The organism is Haloferax marisrubri, from assembly GCF_001469875.2.
Classification (GTDB): Archaea; Halobacteriota; Halobacteria; order Halobacteriales; family Haloferacaceae; genus Haloferax; species Haloferax marisrubri.
Genome location: NZ_LOPW02000001.1, coordinates 214,396 through 234,654, shown reverse-complemented (window position 1 = coordinate 234,654; position 20,259 = coordinate 214,396). Strand labels below are relative to the sequence as shown.

At 65.7% G+C, this 20,259-nt stretch carries 20 protein-coding genes; 3 read left to right on the top strand and 17 right to left on the bottom strand.

What is annotated here, in order from left to right; genetic code table 11:
• Positions 1-27: 27 nt before the first annotated feature.
• From AUR65_RS01170 to AUR65_RS01105, 14 genes are all read right to left on the bottom strand, one after another.
• On the bottom strand, positions 28-1,548 hold the full coding sequence (locus AUR65_RS01170; protein WP_058566661.1) for an NADH-quinone oxidoreductase subunit N: 1,521 nt from the start codon (positions 1,546-1,548) through the stop codon (positions 28-30).
• A complete protein-coding gene (locus tag AUR65_RS01165) occupies positions 1,549-3,078 on the bottom strand; it encodes a complex I subunit 4 family protein (RefSeq protein WP_058566660.1) in 1,530 nt (509 codons plus the stop codon). It lies immediately after the preceding gene.
• A complete protein-coding gene (nuoL, locus tag AUR65_RS01160) occupies positions 3,075-5,096 on the bottom strand; it encodes an NADH-quinone oxidoreductase subunit L (protein WP_058566659.1) in 2,022 nt (673 codons plus the stop codon). The genes AUR65_RS01165 and nuoL overlap by 4 nt, the downstream gene beginning before the upstream one ends.
• 3 nt (positions 5,097-5,099) lie before the next feature.
• A complete protein-coding gene (gene nuoK, locus AUR65_RS01155; protein ID WP_058566658.1) occupies positions 5,100-5,402 on the bottom strand; it encodes an NADH-quinone oxidoreductase subunit NuoK in 303 nt (100 codons plus the stop codon).
• Positions 5,402-5,773: an NADH-quinone oxidoreductase subunit J family protein gene (locus AUR65_RS01150; protein WP_058566657.1), complete on the bottom strand. Its 372-nt coding sequence runs from the start codon at positions 5,771-5,773 to the stop codon at positions 5,402-5,404. Before AUR65_RS01150 ends, nuoK begins: the two co-directional genes overlap by 1 nt.
• Positions 5,770-6,030: an NADH-quinone oxidoreductase subunit J gene (locus AUR65_RS01145; protein WP_004971032.1), complete on the bottom strand. Its 261-nt coding sequence runs from the start codon at positions 6,028-6,030 to the stop codon at positions 5,770-5,772. Before AUR65_RS01145 ends, AUR65_RS01150 begins: the two co-directional genes overlap by 4 nt.
• A gap of 105 nt (positions 6,031-6,135) precedes the next feature.
• Entirely contained in the window at positions 6,136-6,597 is a 462-nt protein-coding gene (locus AUR65_RS01140; RefSeq protein WP_042666382.1) for a NuoI/complex I 23 kDa subunit family protein, read from the bottom strand.
• Complete coding sequence (locus tag AUR65_RS01135) at positions 6,594-7,643, bottom strand: complex I subunit 1/NuoH family protein (protein WP_058566656.1); 1,050 nt, start codon at positions 7,641-7,643, stop codon at positions 6,594-6,596. The genes AUR65_RS01140 and AUR65_RS01135 overlap by 4 nt, the downstream gene beginning before the upstream one ends.
• Positions 7,643-9,316, bottom strand: a complete 1,674-nt coding sequence (locus tag AUR65_RS01130; RefSeq protein ID WP_058566655.1) for an NADH-quinone oxidoreductase subunit D — start codon at positions 9,314-9,316, stop codon at positions 7,643-7,645. The genes AUR65_RS01135 and AUR65_RS01130 overlap by 1 nt, the downstream gene beginning before the upstream one ends.
• Entirely contained in the window at positions 9,313-10,014 is a 702-nt protein-coding gene (locus AUR65_RS01125) for an NADH-quinone oxidoreductase subunit B (RefSeq protein ID WP_008321368.1), read from the bottom strand. Before AUR65_RS01125 ends, AUR65_RS01130 begins: the two co-directional genes overlap by 4 nt.
• Positions 10,011-10,427, bottom strand: a complete 417-nt coding sequence (locus AUR65_RS01120) for an NADH-quinone oxidoreductase subunit A (protein WP_058566654.1) — start codon at positions 10,425-10,427, stop codon at positions 10,011-10,013. The genes AUR65_RS01125 and AUR65_RS01120 overlap by 4 nt, the downstream gene beginning before the upstream one ends.
• Before the next feature lie 189 nt (positions 10,428-10,616).
• Positions 10,617-11,228, bottom strand: a complete 612-nt coding sequence (gene purE, locus AUR65_RS01115; protein WP_058566653.1) for a 5-(carboxyamino)imidazole ribonucleotide mutase — start codon at positions 11,226-11,228, stop codon at positions 10,617-10,619.
• 30 nt (positions 11,229-11,258) lie between these two features.
• Positions 11,259-12,407: a 5-(carboxyamino)imidazole ribonucleotide synthase gene (locus AUR65_RS01110; RefSeq protein WP_058566652.1), complete on the bottom strand. Its 1,149-nt coding sequence runs from the start codon at positions 12,405-12,407 to the stop codon at positions 11,259-11,261.
• Between the two features lie 171 nt (positions 12,408-12,578).
• Entirely contained in the window at positions 12,579-14,327 is a 1,749-nt protein-coding gene (locus AUR65_RS01105; protein ID WP_058566651.1) for a flippase activity-associated protein Agl23, read from the bottom strand.
• A gap of 108 nt (positions 14,328-14,435) precedes the next feature.
• Here AUR65_RS01105 and ribH point away from each other — a divergent pair, with 108 nt between their 5' ends.
• The 3 genes from ribH (at position 14,436) to AUR65_RS01090 (ending at position 16,739) form a co-directional block, all read left to right on the top strand.
• Positions 14,436-14,840 carry a 6,7-dimethyl-8-ribityllumazine synthase gene (ribH, locus tag AUR65_RS01100; RefSeq protein ID WP_058566650.1) on the top strand — a complete coding sequence of 135 codons (405 nt, stop codon included), beginning with the start codon at positions 14,436-14,438 and terminating at the stop codon, positions 14,838-14,840.
• Positions 14,837-15,991 carry a pyridoxal phosphate-dependent aminotransferase gene (locus AUR65_RS01095; protein WP_058566649.1) on the top strand — a complete coding sequence of 385 codons (1,155 nt, stop codon included), beginning with the start codon at positions 14,837-14,839 and terminating at the stop codon, positions 15,989-15,991. Before ribH ends, AUR65_RS01095 begins: the two co-directional genes overlap by 4 nt.
• Positions 15,992-16,202: 211 nt before the next feature.
• A complete protein-coding gene (locus AUR65_RS01090) occupies positions 16,203-16,739 on the top strand; it encodes a type IV pilin (RefSeq protein ID WP_058566702.1) in 537 nt (178 codons plus the stop codon).
• Between the two features lie 45 nt (positions 16,740-16,784).
• On the opposite strand, the gene AUR65_RS01085 is transcribed toward AUR65_RS01090, so the two are convergent.
• From AUR65_RS01085 to AUR65_RS01075, 3 genes are read right to left on the bottom strand one after another with little or no spacing between them, the layout of a single operon-like run.
• Complete coding sequence (locus AUR65_RS01085) at positions 16,785-17,930, bottom strand: ABC transporter permease (RefSeq protein ID WP_058566648.1); 1,146 nt, start codon at positions 17,928-17,930, stop codon at positions 16,785-16,787.
• A complete protein-coding gene (locus AUR65_RS01080) occupies positions 17,927-18,592 on the bottom strand; it encodes an ABC transporter ATP-binding protein (RefSeq protein WP_058566647.1) in 666 nt (221 codons plus the stop codon). Before AUR65_RS01080 ends, AUR65_RS01085 begins: the two co-directional genes overlap by 4 nt.
• Positions 18,593-18,598: 6 nt before the next feature.
• On the bottom strand, positions 18,599-20,044 hold the full coding sequence (locus AUR65_RS01075; RefSeq protein ID WP_058566646.1) for a COG1361 family protein: 1,446 nt from the start codon (positions 20,042-20,044) through the stop codon (positions 18,599-18,601).
• Positions 20,045-20,259: the final 215 nt, after the last annotated feature.

Below are 20,259 nucleotides of genomic sequence, written 5' to 3'. Positions count from 1 at the left end.
CCGAATCGAACCGAATCGCCGAGACGCTCAGAAGAGCGCCGCGGCGACGGTCTGGGCCGTCTCGATGACGGGTTGGAAGCCGGGCAGGAGCAGGACCGTCCCGACCGCGGCGAAGATGACCGCCACGTAGAGACCGACCGGCTGGCTGCCGATTTCGAGGGGCTTCGACGGCTCCTCGATCCACATCGCCTTCACGACGCGGCTGTAGTAGAACAGCGACAGCGCGCTGTTGACCGCGCCGACCGCGGCGAGCCACCAGAAGCCGGACTCGATGGCCGAGTAGAACAGCGCGTACTTCGAGACGAAGCCGCCGAACGGCGGCAGGCCAGCGAGCGAGAACATGAAGACGGTCATCGCCGTCGCGGCGATGGGCGCCTTCGACGCGATGCCGTTGTAGTCCTCGAACGTGCGGCCGAGGCCCCACTTTTCGACCATGGCGATGAACAGGAACGCGCCCGTGTTCATGAAGCCGTAGACGAGCAGGTGGGCCATGCTCGCGCCGAGCACGTCGCCGTTCGCGGCACCACCGTCGACGGTGATGGCCGCGAGACCGATGAGCGCGTAGCCGGCGTGTCCGATAGAGGAGTACGCCAGCATGCGCTTGACGTTCTCTTGGGTCGCCGCCGCGAAGTTACCGAGCGTCATCGTGACGACGGCGAGCAGCGCGAACAGAAGCGACCAGTCGACGCTCCCGCCGCCGATTGCGGTGACGGTCTCGAGGGGGAACGCGACGGTGAAGACGCGGAAGGCGACGGCGAAACCGGCCGCCTTCGACGCCGACGAGAGGAACGCGCTCACGGGTGCGGGCGCGCCCTCGTAGGCCTCCGGCGCCCAGAAGTGGAACGGGACGGAGGCGGTCTTGAACGCGAAGCCGCCGGCGATCATCAGCACGCCGAGACCGAGGACGCCGACGAGTTCGGTGCCCTCAGCGAGCGTCGCGGCGACTTCCGGGAGCACCAGCGAGCCGGTGACGGCGAACACGAGGCTGATACCGAACGCGAACACCGCCGACGACAGCGCGCCGATGAGGAAGTACTTCAGGCCCGCCTCGATGCTGCCGCGGTCCTTCTTGAGGAACGCGACGAGCGCGTACGACGGCAGGGACGCGAGTTCGAGGCTGACGAAGACGGTCGCCAGCGAGTTCGACATCCCCATGAGCGTCATACCAGTCGCGGCGAATATGACGAGCGAGTAGAACTCACCCTGGTACTCCTCGTCCGCGAGGTAGTCGTAGGAGGCGACGGTCACCATCGCGGTGACGCTGGTGAAGATGAGCGTGAAGAACAGGCTCATCCCGTCGACGACGAGCGCGTCGCCGTACAGCGAAATCGCGCCGCCGGTGGACTCCATGCCGGTTCCACCGATGAGGAACCAAGCGGCGATGCCGCCGGCGGCGAGCGCGCCGAGCGTCGCCGTGCCGGCCAGCAGGCCGTTGTTCGTGGAGTCCGGGTCGATGGTGTCGATGAGCAGCAGCGCGAGTCCCGTCAGCGCGAGCACGATGGCGGGAGCCGTCGCCGCCCACTCGGGGAGCGTCTGGAGGGGCGTCATCTAGAACGCACCTCCCAGTTCGAGAATCGGATTAACCGCGTCCTGAATCATCGTGAAGAAGATGTCCGGAGAGACACCGAGCACGATGGTGAGAAGCAGCAGCACCGCGAGGGGTGCGACGTCGTGGAACGGCGCTTCCGTGACATCGTAGTCGCCGTCGAACCGGAAGGGTCCGAACAGCGTCCGCTGCATCGCGAACAGCAGGTAACCGGCGACGATGACGATACCGAACATCGCGGCGCCGGTGAACAGCGGCATGGCCTCCATCACCGTGGACTCGAACGCGCCCTTGAAGATGAAGAACTCCGCGGCGAAGCCGGCCATGAGCGGCAGGCCCATGTAGCCGAACGCGCCGGCGACGAAGATGCCCGCCGTGACGGGCATCCGGTCGGCGATGCCGGACATGTCCGACACCATGCGCGTGTGGGTCGTGTTGTAGATGACGCCGACGGCCATGAACATCAGACCGGAGATGAGGCCGTGGGCGACCATCTGGAAGGTCGCACCGCCGACGCCGTAGGTGGTGTAGGCGATGAGACCGAGGATGACGTACCCCATCGACGAGACGGAGGAGTACGCGACGATGCGCTTGAGGTCCTGCTGTGCCAGCGCGAGGAGCGCGCCGTAGATGACGCTCGCGACGGCGAGCAGGGCGATGGGCAGCGCGAAGGCGCGCGCCGTCTCCGGCAGCATCGTGAAGTTGAACCGGAGCAGGGCGTACGTACCCATCTTCAGGAGGACCCCCGCCAGCATAACCGACACCGGTGTGGGAGCCTCAACGTGTGCGTCCGGCAGCCACGTGTGAAGCGGGGCGACCGGGACCTTGACCGCGAACCCGAAGAACATCGCGATGAACGCGACCGACGCGAGCGCGCCGGCCGACAGTCCCGCGAAGCTTCCGAGCTGCCCGGCCTGCAACGCTTGGGCAATCTCGGGTAACCGCAGCGACGTAATCGAGTCGCCGAGGCCGAACACCAGCGAGATGAACCCGATGAACATCACGAGCGACGCGATGTTCGTGTAGACGAAGAACTTAATCGCCGCGTACTTGCGTCGGGGACCGCCCCAGACGCCGATGAGGAAGTACATCGGGACGAGGACGGCCTCCCAGAAGACGAACCAGACGAAGAAGTCGAGCGCCGTGAAGACGCCGAGCAGGTTCGCCTCCATCAGGAGCATCAGGCCGAAGAACTGGGACTGACGCTCCGCGATTGGCGTCCACGCGCTGACGATAGCGAGCGTGGTGAGGATGGTCGTGAGGACGACGAGCGGCATGCTGATGCCGTCGACGCCGACCATCCAGTGGAGGTCGTACTGGCCGAGTTGCAGCCAGACGACGTCTGTCTCGAACGCGATGTTCCCGCCGAGTAAGGCGTTCCCGCTCGCGTCGTACTGTTGCCACATGTAGAGGCTCCCGATGACAGGAGCCAGACTCAGCGCGAAGGCCGCCTTGCCGGCGTACCGGTCCGGCAGGACGAAGGTGACCAGCGCGGCGAGGAACGTGACTGCGATGAGCGCTTCGATTATCATGCGAACCAACCTCCGAGCAGGCCGAGACCGAGAAGCAGCGCGGTCAGACCGAGCGTGAGGAGCGCCGCGTAGTTGCTCACCACACCGGTCTGAATGCGCTTGACGCGACCGCCAGCGAACAGGCTCACGCTGGAGATACCGTTGACGACGCCGTCGACGATACCCTGGTCGAACTTATCGAGGACGCGCGAGATGGGCTGGACGACGCCGGTCGCGATCCAGACCTGGTACTCGTCCTGGTAGTAGTTGTTGTACAGTACGGTCTTGATGCTCCCGAGCTTGTCCGTGTGTTCGACGGGCTCGGGGACGTTGTACAGCACGTGCGCGAGCGCGGCACCGCCGAGCGCGAAGCCGAGCGAGACGGCCGCACCGATAGCAACCGTTCCGGCCTCGCCGCCGATGTAGCCCGAACTGTACGGGATGAGTTCGGCGTAGTGGTGCGCGTTCAGCGAACTGAAGCTCCCGTCGAGGAACTGGTGTAGGAAGTCGATTCCCTCGATGCCGAAGAGCTTCTCGACCGGGACCATGTTGACGAGCCCGGTCGTCGCGGCGAGCACGCCGAGGACGGCGAGCGGACCCTTGACGTTCCAGCGAACGCCGTGGGGGTCACGCGCCGTTCCGGACCGTGGCTCGCCGTGGAAGGTGAGGAACACCATCCGGAAGGTGTAGAATCCCGTGAAGAACACGGCGAGCAGGCCCATCGCGTACGCGGCGAGCAGAATCGGACTTCCGCCGAGGCCGTGAATGAGCGTCTCGTAGAGGACCTCGTCTTTCGACCAGAACCCTGCGAACGGGACGATGCCCGCGAGGGCGAGCGACCCGGAGAGGAACGCGTAGTAGGTCACGGGCATCTTGTCTTTCAGACCGCCCATGTCCCACATGTTCTCGTTGTGGTGCATCGCGATGATGACCGAACCGGCACCGAGGAAGAGCAGCGCCTTGAAGAAGGCGTGCGTCATGAGGTGGAACGTCGCCGCGACGTAGCCACCGGCACCGAGGCCGAGCATCATGTAGCCGTACTGGCTGATGGTCGAGTACGCGAGCACCTGCTTGATCTCTTTCTTGACGACGCCCATCGTCGCCGCAAAGAGGGCGGTGAAGCCGCCGATGAGGGCGATGATGGCGAGCGTCGTCGGCGTCAGCACGTAGAACCCGTACATCCGAGCGACGAGGTAGACGCCGGCCGCGACCATCGTCGCTGCGTGGATGAGCGCGGAGACGGGCGTCGGACCTTCCATCGCGTCCGGGAGCCACGTGTGCAGGGGGAACTGCGCGGACTTCCCGACGACGCCCCCGAGAACGAGGAGGCCGACGACGGTGAACCACGCCTGTTCGCCCATACCGAGGAACGTGTTGACCGAGTGTTCGCCGTTGAGCGCCTCCTCGGCGAGGACCGGGAAGGCGTCCGGGCCGGCGAAGGCGGCGGAGCCGAACGTCGCGAACACCGCGACGACGCCGATGAGGAAGAAGTAGTCACCGAAGCGGGTGACGAGGAACGCCTTCTTCGCGGCACTCGGCGGGCCGTCCTGCCGGAAGTGGAAGCCGATGAGCAGGTAGGAACACAGGCCCACCAGCTCGAAGAACATGAACGCCATGAGCAGGTTGTCGGCGACGACGAACCCGAGCATGGAGGCGGTGAACAGGCCGAGCCCGGCGTAGTAGCGCGGGAGACCCGTCTCGCCCTCGTCGTTCATGTATCCGAGGCTGAAGACGTGGACGAGGAGCGCGACGAGCGTCACGATGACGAGCATCATCGACGAAAGCGGGTCGATGAGTAGACCGAACGTCAGGTTGATGGCGTCGAGGCCCTCCGCCCACGTGTAAATCGTTTGGTTGTAGGTCTGTCCGCCGCTGACGGCGAAGAACGTCGCGATGGACAGGACGAACGAGCCTGCCGTCGCGCCGATACCCGCCAGCGCGCCTCCCTTCGGCATGTACCGTCCCGCCCCGAGCGCGATCAGGAACGAGAGGAACGGGAGGAGGACGATGGCCGGAGCGAAATCTAAGATACCTGCCATATATTACCACCTCATCGTGGTCGCGTTGGTCACGTCCACGCCGTCGAAGTTACGGTACAGTACGAGGATGATACCGAGACCCACTGCGACCTCCGCGGCCGCGAGCGCCAGCGTGAACAGGGTGAACGTCTGGCCCGTCACGTTGCCCCAGTAGTAGGAGAACGCGACGAGGTTGATGTTCGCGGCGTTCAGCATCAGTTCGACCGACATCAGGAACAACAGCGCGTTCCGTCGAGTCAAGAGGCCGAAGATGCCGATACAGAACACGGCTGCCGACAGCAGCAGATAGTATTGCGGGGGAACCATCAGTGGTCTCCCTCCTCATCGTCGCTGTCGAGCAACGTTCGCTTGAGCTCGCGGCCGCCGTCGGTCAGGATGGTCCGCATCTGACCGCTCTCTTCGCGCCTCGCGAGGTGGATGGCACCGTCAAGAGCGACGTCGAGCGTTACCGCGATGACGATGAACGCGACGAGGAAGCTCTCCCCGGTGACGTCCCCGAAGTCGAGGTTGAACATCGAATAGCCGATGCTCGCGGTGATGTTTGCTCCCTCTGCGAACCCCTGTGGGTTCGGGAACGACGCACCGACGAACACGACCGCCATCACGACGAACAGCGCGACGGCAGCGAGTCCGGGCACGAGGTGCGAACCGAGTTTCAGCTGCGGTTTGGTTGTCATGTACTACTCACCTCCGGATTGATACGCGTCAGCATCACGGCGAACGTGATGAGAATCAGTACCCCGCCGACGTAGACGAGGACTTGCATGGCGGCGAGGAACTCCGCCTGCAACATCACGTAATGCACCGCGACGCTCAAGAGCGCGCCCCCGAGCAGGAGTGCGGAATGCCAGATGTCCCGCACGAGGACGACGCCCAGGCTGCAGCCCACGGTGATGAGGGCGAACAGCGCGAACGCGATGGTTTCATAAACCATTGTGTATGTCTCCTTGAGATATCCCTTTGAACATTTCGAGAACGTCCTCAGCGTCCGGTAGCGGACGCGGGCTGACTGGACTCGAACGATTCACTCGCAGTCATGTTACTGGTAGTCGACCTCTCCTTCGCCCTCGCCGATCCACGCGTTGCGGTCGGGGTTGCGGGAGTTGAGCGGGTCGATGTCCTTGTACCACGGGACGTTCTTGAGCTGTTCTTTGTTGTAGACGAAGTCGTTCTTCGTGTCCGCCGTGAACTCGAAGTTCTGCGTGAGTAGGATGGCGTCGACGGGACAGACCTCCTCGCACAGCCGGCAGTAGATACACTGGCCGATGTGGAGGTTGTACTGCTCGCCGTTGCGCTGGTCGTCCTGAACGATCTGAATCGTGTCGTTCGGACAGACGTTCTCACACTGACGGCACCAGATACACCGCTCTTGGCTGAACTTGTGGACGCCGCGGAAACGCGGGCTCACTTCGGGCGCGGTCTCGGGGTACTCGACCGTGAACGTCTGCCCGTCGAGCGCGTGCTTCAGCGTCACTGCCATGCCTTTGAGGATTCCGATCATGCAATCACCCCCACGATGATGGCCGTGAGAACCAGGTTGGCGAAGGAGAGCACGAGCATCCCCTTCCAACCGATTTCGAGGAACTGATCGACGCGAAGGCGCGGAACCGCGGAGCGCGCCCACTGGGTGAACAGGAAGAACGCCCAGATTTTGATGGTGAACCAGACGAATCCGGGCAGGACCGGGCCCGCCGGACCGCCGAGGAACAGGGTCGCCGCGATAGCGCCGCCGAGGAAGATGTGGATGAACTCACCGAGGTAGATGAGCACGAAGTAGACCGAGGAGTACTCGGTCTGGTACCCGGCGACAATCTCGGTCGGCGCTTCGGGGATGTCGAACGGGTTGCGGCCGACCTCCGCGAGGTTCGCGATGATGAACAGCGCGAACGCGAAGGGGTTCACGAACGCGAACCACGTCGGAAGCGTCACGCCCGCGACCGTCAGAAGCGGCTCGGCCTGCACGGCGACGATTTCGCTCATGCGGAGCGACCCGGCAAAGATGACGACCGAGGCCGCCGTGATGACGAGCGGAATCTCGTAGGCGATGTTCGCCGCGACGGCGCGGAGCGCGCCGATGAGCGAGAACTTGTTGTTCGATGCGTAGCCGGTCATGACGATGCCCAGCGAGGCGATAGACGCCGCGGCGAAGGCGAACGCGAGACCGGTCTCGGGGTCCGCGAGCTGGATACCGTTACCCATCGGGATGACGGCGAATCCGAGCAGCGCGGAGAAGGGAATGACCATCGGCGCGAGGTCCCACGCGGGACGGTCGACGCCCTCGGGGACGATGAGTTCCTTCGACAGCAGTCGGACCGCGTCCGTGACGATGGTCAGGAGACCGAACGGACCGATTCGGTTGACCGCGATACGGTCACCGAAGGCGGCCGTAATCTTCCGTTTGGCCCACGGCCCGGCGAACGCCGTCATGATGAGCATGATGTTGGCGACGAGGAACGCGCCGACGAGTCCGCCGACGATGTCTCCGAGGACGCCTTCGAGGCCGAGGAGGCCGCTGATCGTGTCCGGAAGGACGGCTTGCAGGCTCATCACCGGTCCACCTCTCCGAGAACGATGTCGAGACTGCCGAGCGAGGCAATCATGTCCGGGATGTACTCACCCTCGGACATCTCGGGGAGCGTCTGCAGGTTCGAGAAACACGGGCTCCGAATCTTGAAGCGGGCCGGCTTGTCGGTGCCGTCGGCGCGGATGTAGATGCCGAGTTCGCCCTTCGCGCCTTCGACGGCGCGGTAGATTTCCGTGTCCTCTTCGGGCTTCAGGGTGCGCGGAACGTTCGCCTGGATGTTCCGCTCGTCTTCGGGCCAGTCTTCGAGCAGGTCGACACACTGCTGGATGATCTTGGCCGACTCCTCGACTTCGCGCATACGCACGAGCAGGCGCGAGAAGTTGTCGCAACCGTCCTCGACGACGACGTCCCAGTCGAGTTCGTCGTAGTAGCCGTAGGGGTCGTCGCGGCGGAGGTCGTAGTCGATGCCGGAGCCGCGAGCGACCGGTCCGGTCGCGCCGTAGCTCTTTGCGACTTCCGGCGGCAGGACGCCCGTACCGACCGTACGGGCCTGCAGAATCTCGTTCGAGGTAATCATGTCGTGGTACTCCTCGAGGGCCTGCGGAAGCCCGTCGAGGAAGTCACGAATCTTCTCGAAGAACTCTTCGCGGGGTTCGGGGAGGTCCCAGACGACTCCGCCGAGCCGGAAGTAGTTGAACATCATGCGCTGACCGGTGAGGTCTTCGAGGATGTTCTGGACGATTTCACGGTCCCGCATGGCGTACATGAAGATGGCCGTGAAGTCGCCGTACACGTCCAGCGCGAACGTGCCGAGCGCGATCATGTGCGACGCGATGCGGCACAGTTCCGCGCTCATCGTCCGGATGATCTGCGCGTACTCGGGGACTTCGATGTCCGCGAGGTCCTCCGCGGTGCGGGCGTAAGCCCACTCGTTCAGCAGTCCGGCCGAGATGTAGTCCCAGCGGTCGGGGTACGGCATAATCTGGTGCCGGTAGGTCCCCTGCTGACACATCTGCTCCTCGCAGCGGTGGAGGTAGCCGATGTCGGCGTCGAGGTCGACGACCTGTTCGCCGTCGACGACCGTCTCGACGTGCAGCACGCCGTGGGTCGCCGGGTGGTGGGGACCGATGTTGATGTACATCGTGTTGCTGTCCCCGGCGCGGTGGTCCTCTTCGAGCGGGTTCGCGTGCTCGCGGAGCGTCGCAATCTGCGGGCGGTCCTGGTCGTAGTCCAGCCCGAGCGGGTGACCCTGCCACGTCTCAGGCAGGAGGATGCGACGCAGGTCCGGGTGGTCCTCGTACTGGATGCCGACGAGGTCGTACGCCTCCCGTTCGTGCCAGTCGGCCGTCCGGAACACCGGTTCGGCGGACTGACTGACCGGGTTGTCCTTCGACGTAGGCACGACGACCGAGACCTCGTCGGTCCGGTCGTCGAACTTCGTCAGGTGGTAGATGGACTCGTAGCGGTCCTCGTACTCCTGTGCGGTCACACACGAGAGGTGGTCGAAGCCGGCCTCGTCGCGGAGCTTGAACAGCGCGTCTTGGACCTCGTCGGGACGGATGACGAGGCCGGGCGCGTTCATGTGCTCTTCGCGGCCGACGACGAGGTCGCCGAGCAGGTCGGCGAGTTCGTCGCCGCGGCTGACGCCCGATTCGAGTTCAGCGGGCTCGTCGGACTGTTGCTCTTCGAGACTCATGGCGAATCAGCCCAGTTGTACCGCATAACGAGGTCGTCTTCGTCGATCTGCGCGGCGAGTTTGTCGACGATTTCGTCGCGTTCGAGGTCGCCGAACTGCTCCAGTTCGTACGGCTTGACCGTCACCGGACTGGACTCGCCGTTCGCGATGCGCTCTTGGAGCTTCGCGATACCGTAGATGAGCGCCTCCGGGCGCGGCGGGCAGCCGGGGATGTGGATGTCCACCGGGATGACCTCTTCTGCGCCCTTGATAACGTTGTAGCCCTCCTGGAACGGGCCGCCGGAAATCGTACACGACCCCATGCCGACGACGAACTTCGGCTCGGGCATCTGGTCGTAGACGCGCTTCATGCGCGGGGCGAACTTCGAAACGATCGTCCCCGGCACGATAATCACGTCGGCCTGTCGCGGCGACGCGCGCGGCACACCCGCCGCGAATCGGTCCAGGTCGTGCTTGATCGCGTAGGTGTGCATCATCTCGATGCTGCAGCACGCGATACCGAACTGCAGCATGAACATCGAGGACCCGCGGACCCAGTTCATGAACTTGTCGAACTTCGTGAGGATGAACGGTGACGAGCCGAACGCCTCCCGAAGCTTCGAGTTGAACCGGTCGTCCGCCCCCGCCATCCGGGCGTCGCGAGTCTCGGTCTGTACCTGTGTATCGTCCGTGACGAATGGTTTCTGTTCGCTACTCATGCATCTTTCCTCTCTGTCTTACGACGACTGGCCTGCGGGCTTTTGACCCACTTGACTGCGCCGTTGCGCCACGCCCAGACGAGGCCGACGACGAGGACACCGATGAAAACGAGCATCGGCGTCAGAACCGTCGCCAGCGACGCGCCCTGTTCGAGGGCCGAGCGGTAAATGACCGTCCACGGGAAAATCAGGACGGTCTCGATGTCGAACACGAGGAACAGCAGCGCGACCATGTAGTACTGAATGTTAAACTGGACGCGCGCCGTGCCTGTCGGCACCTCACCACTCTCGTACGTGGCACTCTTTCCTTGTTCCGGTACGCTTGGGCGAAGCAGCGCCGACACCGCCATCATCGCGAGCGGTAAGCCGACACCGACCAAACCCATCGCACCGATTGCAATCCAATCACTCATGCCGTGTCTCCCTGACGTGCGGCGGTTAGAAGCGCTCCCCTATAAACATTGATTTGTGTGTTTCGGGCGCGAGAGAGCTTCTATTTGGAAAATACGCGAGAGACGCCCGGAACCCCGTGCGGGCAGGGTTTCGACGCCGAAAGCGGCCCCCGCTGGCGCAAAAATGACCCGGCGGTGACGGCCGGCGGACTACCGCGATTCGCGGAAGCCGTCGACCCCGAGGTCGTGGAGCGCGGCCGAGGTCTCGGCCACGTCGGAAACGAGGTCTTCGTGGTACTCGACGAGCCGGTCTTCGAGTTCGGGGTAGCCACGAGAGAGCGCCTGTACGGCCGACAGGGCCGCGTTGAACGATTTGCCGGCGTCGACCGCGACGATGGGTGCGCCCGTCGGCATCCCGATGACCGAGTCGACGGACTTCTCCTGAACGGGGACGCCGACGACCGGAATCGGGTACGCGATGGAGGCGGTCATGTTCGGAAGGTCCGCGGACTTGCCGCCCGCGCCGGCGATGATTACCTCGACGCCGCGGTCGCGCGCGGTGTCGCCGTAGGCGTACATCAGGTCCGGCGTCCGGTGCGCGGAGACGACGTACGTCTCGTAGGTGAACCGCTCCTCGGGCGGCGCGTCGAAGTCCGTCTGCTCGCCGAACCCGAGCGTGTCCAGCGCCTCGTGCGCGCCGGACATCACGTCGAGGTCGGAGTCGGACCCCATGATGATACCCACGTCGGGCGTCGTCTCGGGGTCGCGGTCGGCGTCGGCCTGTGCGTGCAGTTCGTCGATGAGGTCCCGTTCTGTCGTCATAGGTCGAGTAGTGTCGCAGTCGGTCGTCGGTCAGTCGAAGTGCAGTCCGTCGCGGAGTTCGCGTGCACGTGCGAGAAGCGTTTCGAGGTCGGCGTCGTCGTCGCCGACGGCGGTGAGGTGGCCCATCTTGCGGAGCGGACGAACCTCGTCTTTGCCGTACCAGTGCAGCGAGACGCCAGATTCCGCAAGCGCGTCGTCGAGGCCGCCGAGGCGCGCGGGTCGGCTCTCGTCGACCGTGCCGAGGACGTTCGCCATCACGGTGGGCGACCGTCGGGTCGTCGCACCGAGCGGCCACCCGAGGACGGCGCGAACGTGCTGTTCGAACTGCGAGGAGAGCGCGCCTTCGATGGTCCAGTGGCCGGAGTTGTGCGGCCGCGGCGCGACCTCGTTGACGAGCACGTCGCCCACCGGGGTCTCGAACAGTTCGATGCCGAAGACGCCGCGGCCGGGCAGGTGCGACAGCACCTCGCGGGCGACCCGGTCGGCCTCCTCGCGAACTTCGTCTGTCGTCCGCGCCGGGACGACGGTCTCGCGGAGAATCTCCTCCTCGTGGACGTTCTCGCCCACGGGGAAGGTCCGAATCTCGTCCTCGCCGCGGACGCCGATGACAGACAGTTCGCGCTCGAAGTCGACGAACGCCTCGGCCATCGCCGGGCCGCCGACCGCCTCGATGGCGGCCTCGGCCTCGTCGGGGTCGGACACGGGGACGTTCCCGCGGCCGTCGTAGCCGCCGGTCCGGGCTTTCAGCATGACCGAGCCGAACTCGTCGAGCGCGTCGCGGAGGTCGGCCGCGTCGTCGACGCGGTGGAACGGCGGAATCGGGATGCCCGCCTCGCCGAAGGTGTCCTTCTGGACCAGTTTGTCCTCGATGGTCCGAAGCGCGTCGGGCGAGGGGTGGACCGCGATTCCCTCCTCGGCGGCCAGTTCGTCGAGCAGGTCGGGGTCGGCGAGTTCGATTTCGAACGTCAGCGCGTCGGCCCGCGCGGCGAGTTCCGCCATCGCCTCGGGGTCGTCGAAGTCGCCGACGATTTGGTCGGCGACGGCCGACGCCGGGCAGTCGGGTGTCGGGTCGAGCACGACGATATCGACGCCGAGCGGTGCGGCGGCCTCGCCGAGCATGCGCCCGAGCTGGCCCCCACCGACGACGCCGAGCGTGGGTCCGGGTACGGTGACGGTCACAGTCGCGGGTTCAGTACGTCGGTGCATAAACGTTGCCACATTCGGTGTCGAGATGTGCACAGGCGTGGATAGAATGAGGGCAAAGCCGACGCCGAACGCGCCGGGCACTCGCGGCGCTCACCGATGTCGAACGCGAGGGGAATCAGGTCGGGTGAACGCCGCCGGCCGGCGTCAGACCTGCGTCTCGTTCGCGGCTTCGAGCGCGTCCTCGTCGATGAAGACGACCACGTCCTCGCTCCAGAGTTTGAAGGCGTGCTGGCGCGCGACGTAGCCGTCGAGTTCGGATTCGAGTTCGGCGCGGTCCCACTCGTAGGCGACGACGACCGGCGGGGCGTCGCCGGTCACTTCGGAGACGTTCGCGTCCGGCGCGCTACTGGTGTGTTCGACGCCCGCGCCCTCGAAGTACCACGGGAGCGGGAGCCGGCTGTGCCACGACGGCCCGCCGAGGGGGTTCGACTCGTTGGAGACGTAGAAGTGGGTCTCGTCGCTGTCCGGCGGGTGCGTGCCGTACAGGAGCACGTCGGTTCCGGGGTTGGCGGCCGACACGCGCTCCACGTCGTCGAGCGTGGCCTTGAGGTCGTTCTCGGGTTGGGCCCACTGGAGCACTTCCTTGTCCTCGTCGGTCGAGGCGTTCCAGTAATCGACGTTCACGGCCGCGACGCCGCCGACCGAGGCGACGAGCACGAGCGCCGCGAGACCGACGCCGACCGTGTCCTTGGCGTCGAACGCCTGCACGCCCGACCGGAAGACGAACGCCGCGCCGACGGCGGCGGGAATCGCCAGCGGGACGACCGCGTGGACGACGACCCACGGCGCTTGGATGTCGGTCGCCAGCGGGTAGCCGAAGATGCTCACGACGCCCCAGTAGGTCGCGAAGGCGACGAGCCAGCGGACCCGCCCGGCGACGACGCCGTACCGGTCCACGACGATGCCGACGAGCGCGAAGACGATGAGCACCGGCGCGCCGTAGACGAACGTCTCGAGGAAGTCCTTCAGGTACGGGAGATACTCGTGGGACTGGTGGCCGCCGCCGAGCCAACTACCGACCATCTCGGAGACTGCGCCGACGGTCCCGGCTTCGAGGACCGGGAGCATCGGGGCGGAGCCACCGAGCGCGTTCCAGAGGTCGGGCCGCGGCGCGTAGAAGAAGACGAAGACGGCGAGGAACGCGAGCACTCCCCCGAGGACGCCGACGGCGTACCGAATCGCGCCGTAGCCGAGACTGCCGGCCCCGCGTGCGCGGAGACGGTCGCGGATGGTCGCGGGAAGTTCCGAAAAGAGGATGTCGCGGGCGGATTCGCCGGACGAAGTACGGGCGAGCAGTCGGTGGTCGAAGACGAGAAACGCCGCCCCGAGGAAACACGCGAGGTAGACGACGTAGTTCTCCTTGGCGGCCGACCCGGCCGCGAAGGAGGCACCGGCGGGGATGAGGTACGCGAGGCGGCCGGTGTCGTACGCGCGGACGACGAAGCCGAGCGCGGCGAACGAGAAGGCCGCCACGAGCACGTCGTTGCGCATGAACCGCGAGTAGTAGACCAAAAGCGGGTTCGCCGCGAGGAAGAGCGCGAGCGCGACCATCTCGTCGCGGCGGAGGTGCTCGCGGAACAGCCAGACCGAAAGCGGGAGCAGGCCGCCGACGAGCGCCACGGGGAGCCGCGCCGTGAAGTCGGTCGCCGGGAGGACCGCAAAGAGGTAGTCGTTGACGACGGGGAGGAACGGGCCGTGGATGATGGGCCGATAGGAGAACTCGCCGGTCTCGTGATAGCGCAGAATCCAGTAGCCGACGCGGCCTTCGTCCCAGTGGAAGATGCGGCCGCCGAGGGCGACGAGGCGGACGAGGAGGGCGGCGACCGCCACGCCGAAAAGCGCCGGGAGGGCACGGGACCGAGCGACCGTCTCGGCCCCACTGTCAGTACTCATGCCCACCCATCGCGACGCCGACAATACAACTTTTGTGCTTGCCCGTCGCCGGAGGCCAAATTCGGTCGGTGTCGGTAGTTCTTTTATCCGAGACGGGGAGGGTCGGCCATGGTCTCTCTCGGACTCGTAGTGGCCCGATTCAACTCGTCGGTCACGGAGCAGATGGAGGAGGCGGCCCGCGACGCGGCCGCCGAGCGCGACGCGGAGGTGGCCGAAACGATTCAGGTCCCCGGCGCGTACGACTCGCCCCTCGCGGCCGACCGCCTCGCCCGCCGCGACGACATCGACGCCGTCGTCGTCATCGGCGCAATCGTCACCGGCGACACCGACCACGACCGCGTCATCGCCGACGCGACCGCGAAGTCGCTGACAGAGGTCTCGCTGGACCGCGACAAACCCGTCTCGTTCGGCGTCTCCGGCCCCGGCATGAGCGGCGCTGAGGCGCGCGAACGCGTCAGCAAAGGTGCGGAAGCGGTTTACGCTGCGACTGATATGGTGGAGGCGTTGGCATGAACTTCGATTTCAGCGACCGAGTCGGCCGCGTCGAACCGAGCGCGACGCTCGCCATCTCGAACCTCGCGAGCGAACTGGAAGCGCAGGGCGAAGACGTAGTCGACCTCTCGGTCGGCGCACCGGACTTCCCGACCCCGGACAACATCACGCAGGCGGCGAAGGACGCGCTTGACGCGGGACACACGAGCTACACCTCGTCGAACGGAATCCCGGAACTCAAGGACGCAATCGCGGCGAAGCTCCGCGGGAACGGCGTCGACGCCGAGGCCGACGAGGTCATCGTCACGCCCGGCGGCAAGCAGGCGCTGTTCGAGACGTTCCAGACGCTCGTCGACGACGGCGACGAGGTCGTTCTCCTCGACCCCGCGTGGGTCTCCTACGAGGCGATGGTCAAACTCGCCGGCGGCACCCTCAGCCGCGTCGACCTCGCGCAGCACGACTTCAGGCTCGAACCCGCGCTCGACGAACTCGCCGAGACGGTCTCCGACGAGACGAAGCTCCTCGTCGTCAACTCGCCGTCGAACCCGACCGGCGGCGTCTTCTCCGACGCGGCGCTCGAAGGCGTCCGCGACCTCGCGGTCGAACACGACTTCGCCGTCATCTCCGACGAGATTTACGAGCGCATCGTCTACGACGGCTTCGAGCACACCTCGCTGGGCTCCCTCGACGGGATGGAAGACCGCACCATCACCATCAACGGCTTCTCGAAGGCGTTCTCGATGACCGGCTGGCGGCTCGGCTACCTCCACGCCCCGTCGGACCTCATCGCGCAGGCCGGCAAGCTCCACTCGCACTCGGTCTCCTGCGCCGTGAACTTCGTCCAGCACGCCGGCGTCGAGGCGCTCTCGGAGCGCACCGACGACGACGTCGAGGAGATGCGCCAGGCGTTCGAGGCCCGCCGCGACATGCTCGTGGACCTCCTCGCCGAACACGACGTCGACGTGGCCGTCCCGAAGGGCGCGTTCTACATGATGCTCCCCGTGGACGACGACGACCAGGCGTGGTGTGAAGGTGCGATTCAGGACGCGAAGGTCGCGACCGTCCCCGGCAGCGCCTTCAACGCGCCGGGCTACGCCCGCATCTCCTACGCCGCGAGCGAAGAGCGTCTCCGCGAGGCCGTCGAGCGCCTCGCCGAACACGACTACATCTAACCCCCGCGGCGACCCGATTTTTGCGGCGACGTTCCGACTCCGAGAGCCCATACTGGCGACTAATTGGACAGTATGCTAGAGAAGAACGTGATTTTTGTTGTCGTGTCTTCGGTTAGATTTATGTCGTCTACTCTCTATGTACTACTCGTACATACCGCTCTTCGGGTGGGATTTCCGCGGACGGGCCGCGTATGTATGGAGTATTCAAATCATGAAATTAAGACAGCTTCTGGCAGACGATGGTGCGGTGTCCCCCGTTATCGGTGTGATTCTAATGGTCGCGATTACGGTGATTCTCGCGGCCGTTATCGGGACGTTCGTCCTCGGACTGGGTGGGCAGACTGCGACCGCTCCGCAGGCTTCGTTCGAATTTGACCTGAACGACTTGGACCAGTCTGGGACCATTGACGGTACTACGGTTACCGATTCGCTAACGATTACTCACGCGTCTGGCAACTCTATCGACGAAGACCGCCTCACGATCACCTCGACGGGTGACTTCACGGTGTCCAAAGATGGTGGTTCAGCAGCAGCAGATGCGGTCACGTCTTCAGAGTTACAGGCATTCGCGGGGATTAGCGAGGACGATGTCATTCAGGCAGGAACCAGTTGGACCATCTTCGGTTACAACGGAACTGGAGTGGATCTGGCATCTACCGACCTGAGCGACCAGACGTTTAGAATCGTCTGGACCTCTGAGTCCGGCGAGAACTCCGCGACGCTTCAGCAGTTCCCGGCCGACAACTAACGCAGCAGTCCCATTTTTCGAATCGAAACGTCGGCGTAGTCCCAACTACTTCCTGAGCGCCTCAACCGGCCGTTCGTTGGCCGCCTTCCACGCCGGGTACAGCCCCGAGAGGACGCTGGTGCCGACGCCGAACCCGACCGCGAGGACGATGTAGAGGAGGTTCGCCGCCTGGAAGGTCGCAAGCGGGTCGTTCAGGACGAACGCGTTGAGCGCGACGCCCGCGCCGACCGCGAGTATCGCGCCGATGACGCCCCCGGCGACGCCGAGCAGGCCGGCCTCGGCGAGAATCATGCGAATCACGTCGCCGCGCTGGACGCCGACGGCGCGGAGGACGCCGATTTCCTGGCGGCGCTCGATGGTGCTCATGAGCATGACGTTCAGGATGCTCACGCCGGCGACGACCAGCGAGATGGAGCCGATACCGATGAGGAAGGCGTTGAGGATGCCGAAGAACTCGTTGATGCCCGCCGTGATGGACTGGAGTTCGAACACCGAGACGCGCTCTTCGCGCTCGTTGAGGGCCTCGCGGATGGCGACCGCCGACTCGTTCGCGGCCTGTCCGGAGTCGGCGCTGACGACGACCTGCGAGTAGCCCGTGCCGTTCACGTCCTCGATGGGGACGATGACGGCGTTGTTCGGGCTGACGAGCGAGATGCCCTGCTGTTCGGCGAGCACGGCCGCGACGCGGTAGGTCCGGCCGTCCACGGAGATGGTGTTTCCGGGCTCGACGTCGAGGAGGCCGGCGGTGCCGGAGCCGACGAGCGCGCCCTGTCTGAGGCGGTCGGGGACGCGGCCCTGCTCGGCCTCGTAGAGCGCGCCGGGATTCTCCATGCCGTAGACCGTGGTGACGGTCTGTCGATCACCCCGCGAGACGAGTTTCGATTCCGAGCGGACGGGGACGACCGCGCCGTCGGTGACCGCGCGCCGAATCTCGTCGACGTCGCGCTCGGTGAGTTCCTCGATTCCCTCTTGGAAGTTGGGCGAGACGCTGATCTCGTTGCCGATGTCGCCGAGTTGCTGGGTCGCGCCGGTGCGGAGCGTCGTGCCGAACATGCCGAGCGACGCGATGGCGAGGACGCCGATGATGATGCCGAGGACGGCGAGCCCCGAGCGGATGCGGTTGCGCGAGAGGTTCCGACGCGCCATCAACAGCGCGGGGACGCGCCGGAAGAGGTCGTCGAGGACGCTCACTGTATCCTCCCGTCGATGAGTTCGACCGTTCGGTCCGCGTAGTCGCCGAGTTGCGGGTCGTGGGTGACGGCGATGACCGCCACGTCGTCCTCGCGGCGAATCTCGTCGAACAGGTCGAGGACGCTCCGGCCGGTCTTCCGGTCGAGGTTCCCCGTCGGCTCGTCGGCGAGGAGGATGCGCGGCTCGTTGATGAGCGCCCGCGCGATGGCGACGCGCTGTTTCTGCCCGCCGGAAAGTTGGTCGGGGCGGTGGTCGAGACGCTCGCCGAGGCCGACGCGTTCGAGGAGATGCGTCGCTCGGTCGCGGGCGGTCGGGTCGTCGCCGAACAGCGTCGGCATCTCCACGTTTTCCAGCGCCGACAGCGTCGGAATCAGGTGGAAGCTCTGGAAGATGAAGCCGATAAAGCGCTTTCTGTGGACCGTCATCTCCCGGTCGGAGAGGTCGGTCACGTCCTGTCCGTCGAGGGAGACGGTCCCCTCAGTCGGCGTGTCGAGGAGGCCGAGGACGTTCAGCATCGTGGACTTCCCGCTCCCCGAGGGCCCCATGACGGCGACGAACTCGCCGGGGTCGGCGTGGAAGTCAACGTCCTTGAGCGCCTCGACGACCTCGCCGCCGGTGTCGTAGCGCTTCCAGACGCGTTGGAGTTCGATGATGTGGTTCATCTCGAATCAGCGTCGTCTGTAGGCGTAGATTCCGACGCCGACCACGACGAGGAGGGCGACGAGGCCGCCGACGAGGAGGAGCGCGGTGCCGAGGCCGCCGCCGCCACCGTCGTTCGAGTCTGTGGGTTGCGAGAGGTCGCTCACGTCCACCGTCGTCTCGACGGTCTGTTCGCGGCCGTCTGCGAGGTACGTCACTTCGACCGGGACGGTCGTGACGCCGTCGTCGACGGTGGCGTAGAGGTCGAACGAGGCGAAGTCGCTCGCGGGCACCGAGCCGACGAAGTACTCCTTGTAGGGACGCTCGGGGACGACGCCGTCGGTCGGGACGACCCGAACGACGACGCTCTGGGCGTCGCTGAGGCCGACGTTGCTCGCGCTCCCGGAGATGTGTATCTTCCCGTCTTCGCGCTCCACGTCGACGCCGGTGAGCGAGATTCGCCCGGGAGCGGCGACGTAGTCGATGGTCGTCGTCGCGGCCCCGTCGCGGCCGCCGGTCTCGTAGTCGGCGACCACGTCGAGCGTCGCGCGGTCGACCGACGAGACGTTCAGCCGGACGGTCCGAGTGGACTCGGCGGCGACGGTGCCGACCGGGGTTCCGACGACGGTCGAGTCACCGTCGCGAAGCGAGAGGACGAGGTCTTCGAGCGGCGCGTTACCGAGGTTCGTCACGTCCACGACGACCGACGGGCGAGCCCCGGAGCCGAGAGTGGCGCCGAGGCGGACGTTCTCTCGGAGTTCCTCGGCGACGAGCGGCGCGGTGGTGGTCGTCGTCCGGGCGTTGCCGTCGGCGGTGGTGTAGCGAAGCGTCGCCGCCACCTCGGAGTCGGTCGCGTCGGGCGTCACGTCGAACCGGAACGTCTGGGCCTGCCCGGAGTCGAGTCGCGCGACGACGCGGGTGTCGTTTCTCACGGTCGCGTCCTCGGCGCTCACCGACAGTCGGAGGTTGCGCGCCACCTCGTCCTCGCCGTTCGAGACGGTGACTCGCACGGGCGTCTCCGTGCCGATGACCGCGTCGCCGACTTCGACGGTCACCTGCGGGCCGCCCTCGCGGACGCGGACGACGACGGGGTACTGGAGTCGCTGGACCTGTCCGTCGCTCCGGCCGACGACGGTCACGCGGAGGTCGTAGGTCCCCGCGTCGGCGAGTCGGACCGAAAGCGGGATTTGGAGGTCGCTCCCGGGCGGAATCGTCCCGAGGTCCTCCGCCCGCGCGAGGTCGTTCGACCCGCTGGCGGTGCGGACGTACACGTCAGTAACCTGAAGGTTCTCGGGGCTGTCCTGTGCGTTCTGCACGACAGTCGAGATGATGAACCGCTCGCCGGGCGTCGGCTGTGTCGGCGAGACCGAGACGTCGTCGATGTAAGCGGTCGCCTGCGCGCCGAGCGTCGGTGCCGGAAGACCGGCGAGCACGACGACGACGAGGAGGGCGACCGGGAGGGCACGCCTGCTCATGTTTATCGATTCATATATCGAGAAGCCGACGGAAATACCTGCCGTGCCGGAGAGTCGCACGAAGCCGAACGTTTCGGCTCGGTCCCCGAAGCGCCGGCGGGTCGGGCGTCCCGGTCGGTCGAGGGGCCGTCACCCGGCGAAGATACTTATGTGAGTCCGCCACCAGAACTGTGACAGATGCGCGTGCGTGACCTCCCGCTGTCGGCGGCCCTCGT

Bases quoted from the DNA above. Each gene is read 5' to 3' on its own strand.
- AUR65_RS01125 (WP_008321368.1), bottom strand. From the start codon at position 10,014: ATGAGTAGCGAACAGAAACCATTCGTCACGGACGATACACAGGTACAG.
- AUR65_RS01140 (WP_042666382.1), bottom strand. From the start codon at position 6,597: ATGATCGGAATCCTCAAAGGCATGGCAGTGACGCTGAAGCACGCGCTC.
- AUR65_RS01105 (WP_058566651.1), bottom strand. From the start codon at position 14,327: ATGAGTACTGACAGTGGGGCCGAGACGGTCGCTCGGTCCCGTGCCCTC.
- ribH (WP_058566650.1), top strand. From the start codon at position 14,436: ATGGTCTCTCTCGGACTCGTAGTGGCCCGATTCAACTCGTCGGTCACG.
- AUR65_RS01145 (WP_004971032.1), bottom strand. From the start codon at position 6,030: ATGGTTTATGAAACCATCGCGTTCGCGCTGTTCGCCCTCATCACCGTG.
- AUR65_RS01150 (WP_058566657.1), bottom strand. From the start codon at position 5,773: ATGACAACCAAACCGCAGCTGAAACTCGGTTCGCACCTCGTGCCCGGA.
- nuoK (WP_058566658.1), bottom strand. From the start codon at position 5,402: ATGGTTCCCCCGCAATACTATCTGCTGCTGTCGGCAGCCGTGTTCTGT.
- AUR65_RS01165 (WP_058566660.1), bottom strand. From the start codon at position 3,078: ATGATAATCGAAGCGCTCATCGCAGTCACGTTCCTCGCCGCGCTGGTC.
- AUR65_RS01075 (WP_058566646.1), bottom strand. From the start codon at position 20,044: ATGAGCAGGCGTGCCCTCCCGGTCGCCCTCCTCGTCGTCGTCGTGCTC.
- AUR65_RS01120 (WP_058566654.1), bottom strand. From the start codon at position 10,427: ATGAGTGATTGGATTGCAATCGGTGCGATGGGTTTGGTCGGTGTCGGC.
- AUR65_RS01090 (WP_058566702.1), top strand. From the start codon at position 16,203: ATGAAATTAAGACAGCTTCTGGCAGACGATGGTGCGGTGTCCCCCGTT.
- AUR65_RS01095 (WP_058566649.1), top strand. From the start codon at position 14,837: ATGAACTTCGATTTCAGCGACCGAGTCGGCCGCGTCGAACCGAGCGCG.
- nuoL (WP_058566659.1), bottom strand. From the start codon at position 5,096: ATGGCAGGTATCTTAGATTTCGCTCCGGCCATCGTCCTCCTCCCGTTC.
- AUR65_RS01080 (WP_058566647.1), bottom strand. From the start codon at position 18,592: ATGAACCACATCATCGAACTCCAACGCGTCTGGAAGCGCTACGACACC.
- AUR65_RS01130 (WP_058566655.1), bottom strand. From the start codon at position 9,316: ATGAGTCTCGAAGAGCAACAGTCCGACGAGCCCGCTGAACTCGAATCG.
- AUR65_RS01135 (WP_058566656.1), bottom strand. From the start codon at position 7,643: ATGAGCCTGCAAGCCGTCCTTCCGGACACGATCAGCGGCCTCCTCGGC.
- AUR65_RS01170 (WP_058566661.1), bottom strand. From the start codon at position 1,548: ATGACGCCCCTCCAGACGCTCCCCGAGTGGGCGGCGACGGCTCCCGCC.
- purE (WP_058566653.1), bottom strand. From the start codon at position 11,228: ATGACGACAGAACGGGACCTCATCGACGAACTGCACGCACAGGCCGAC.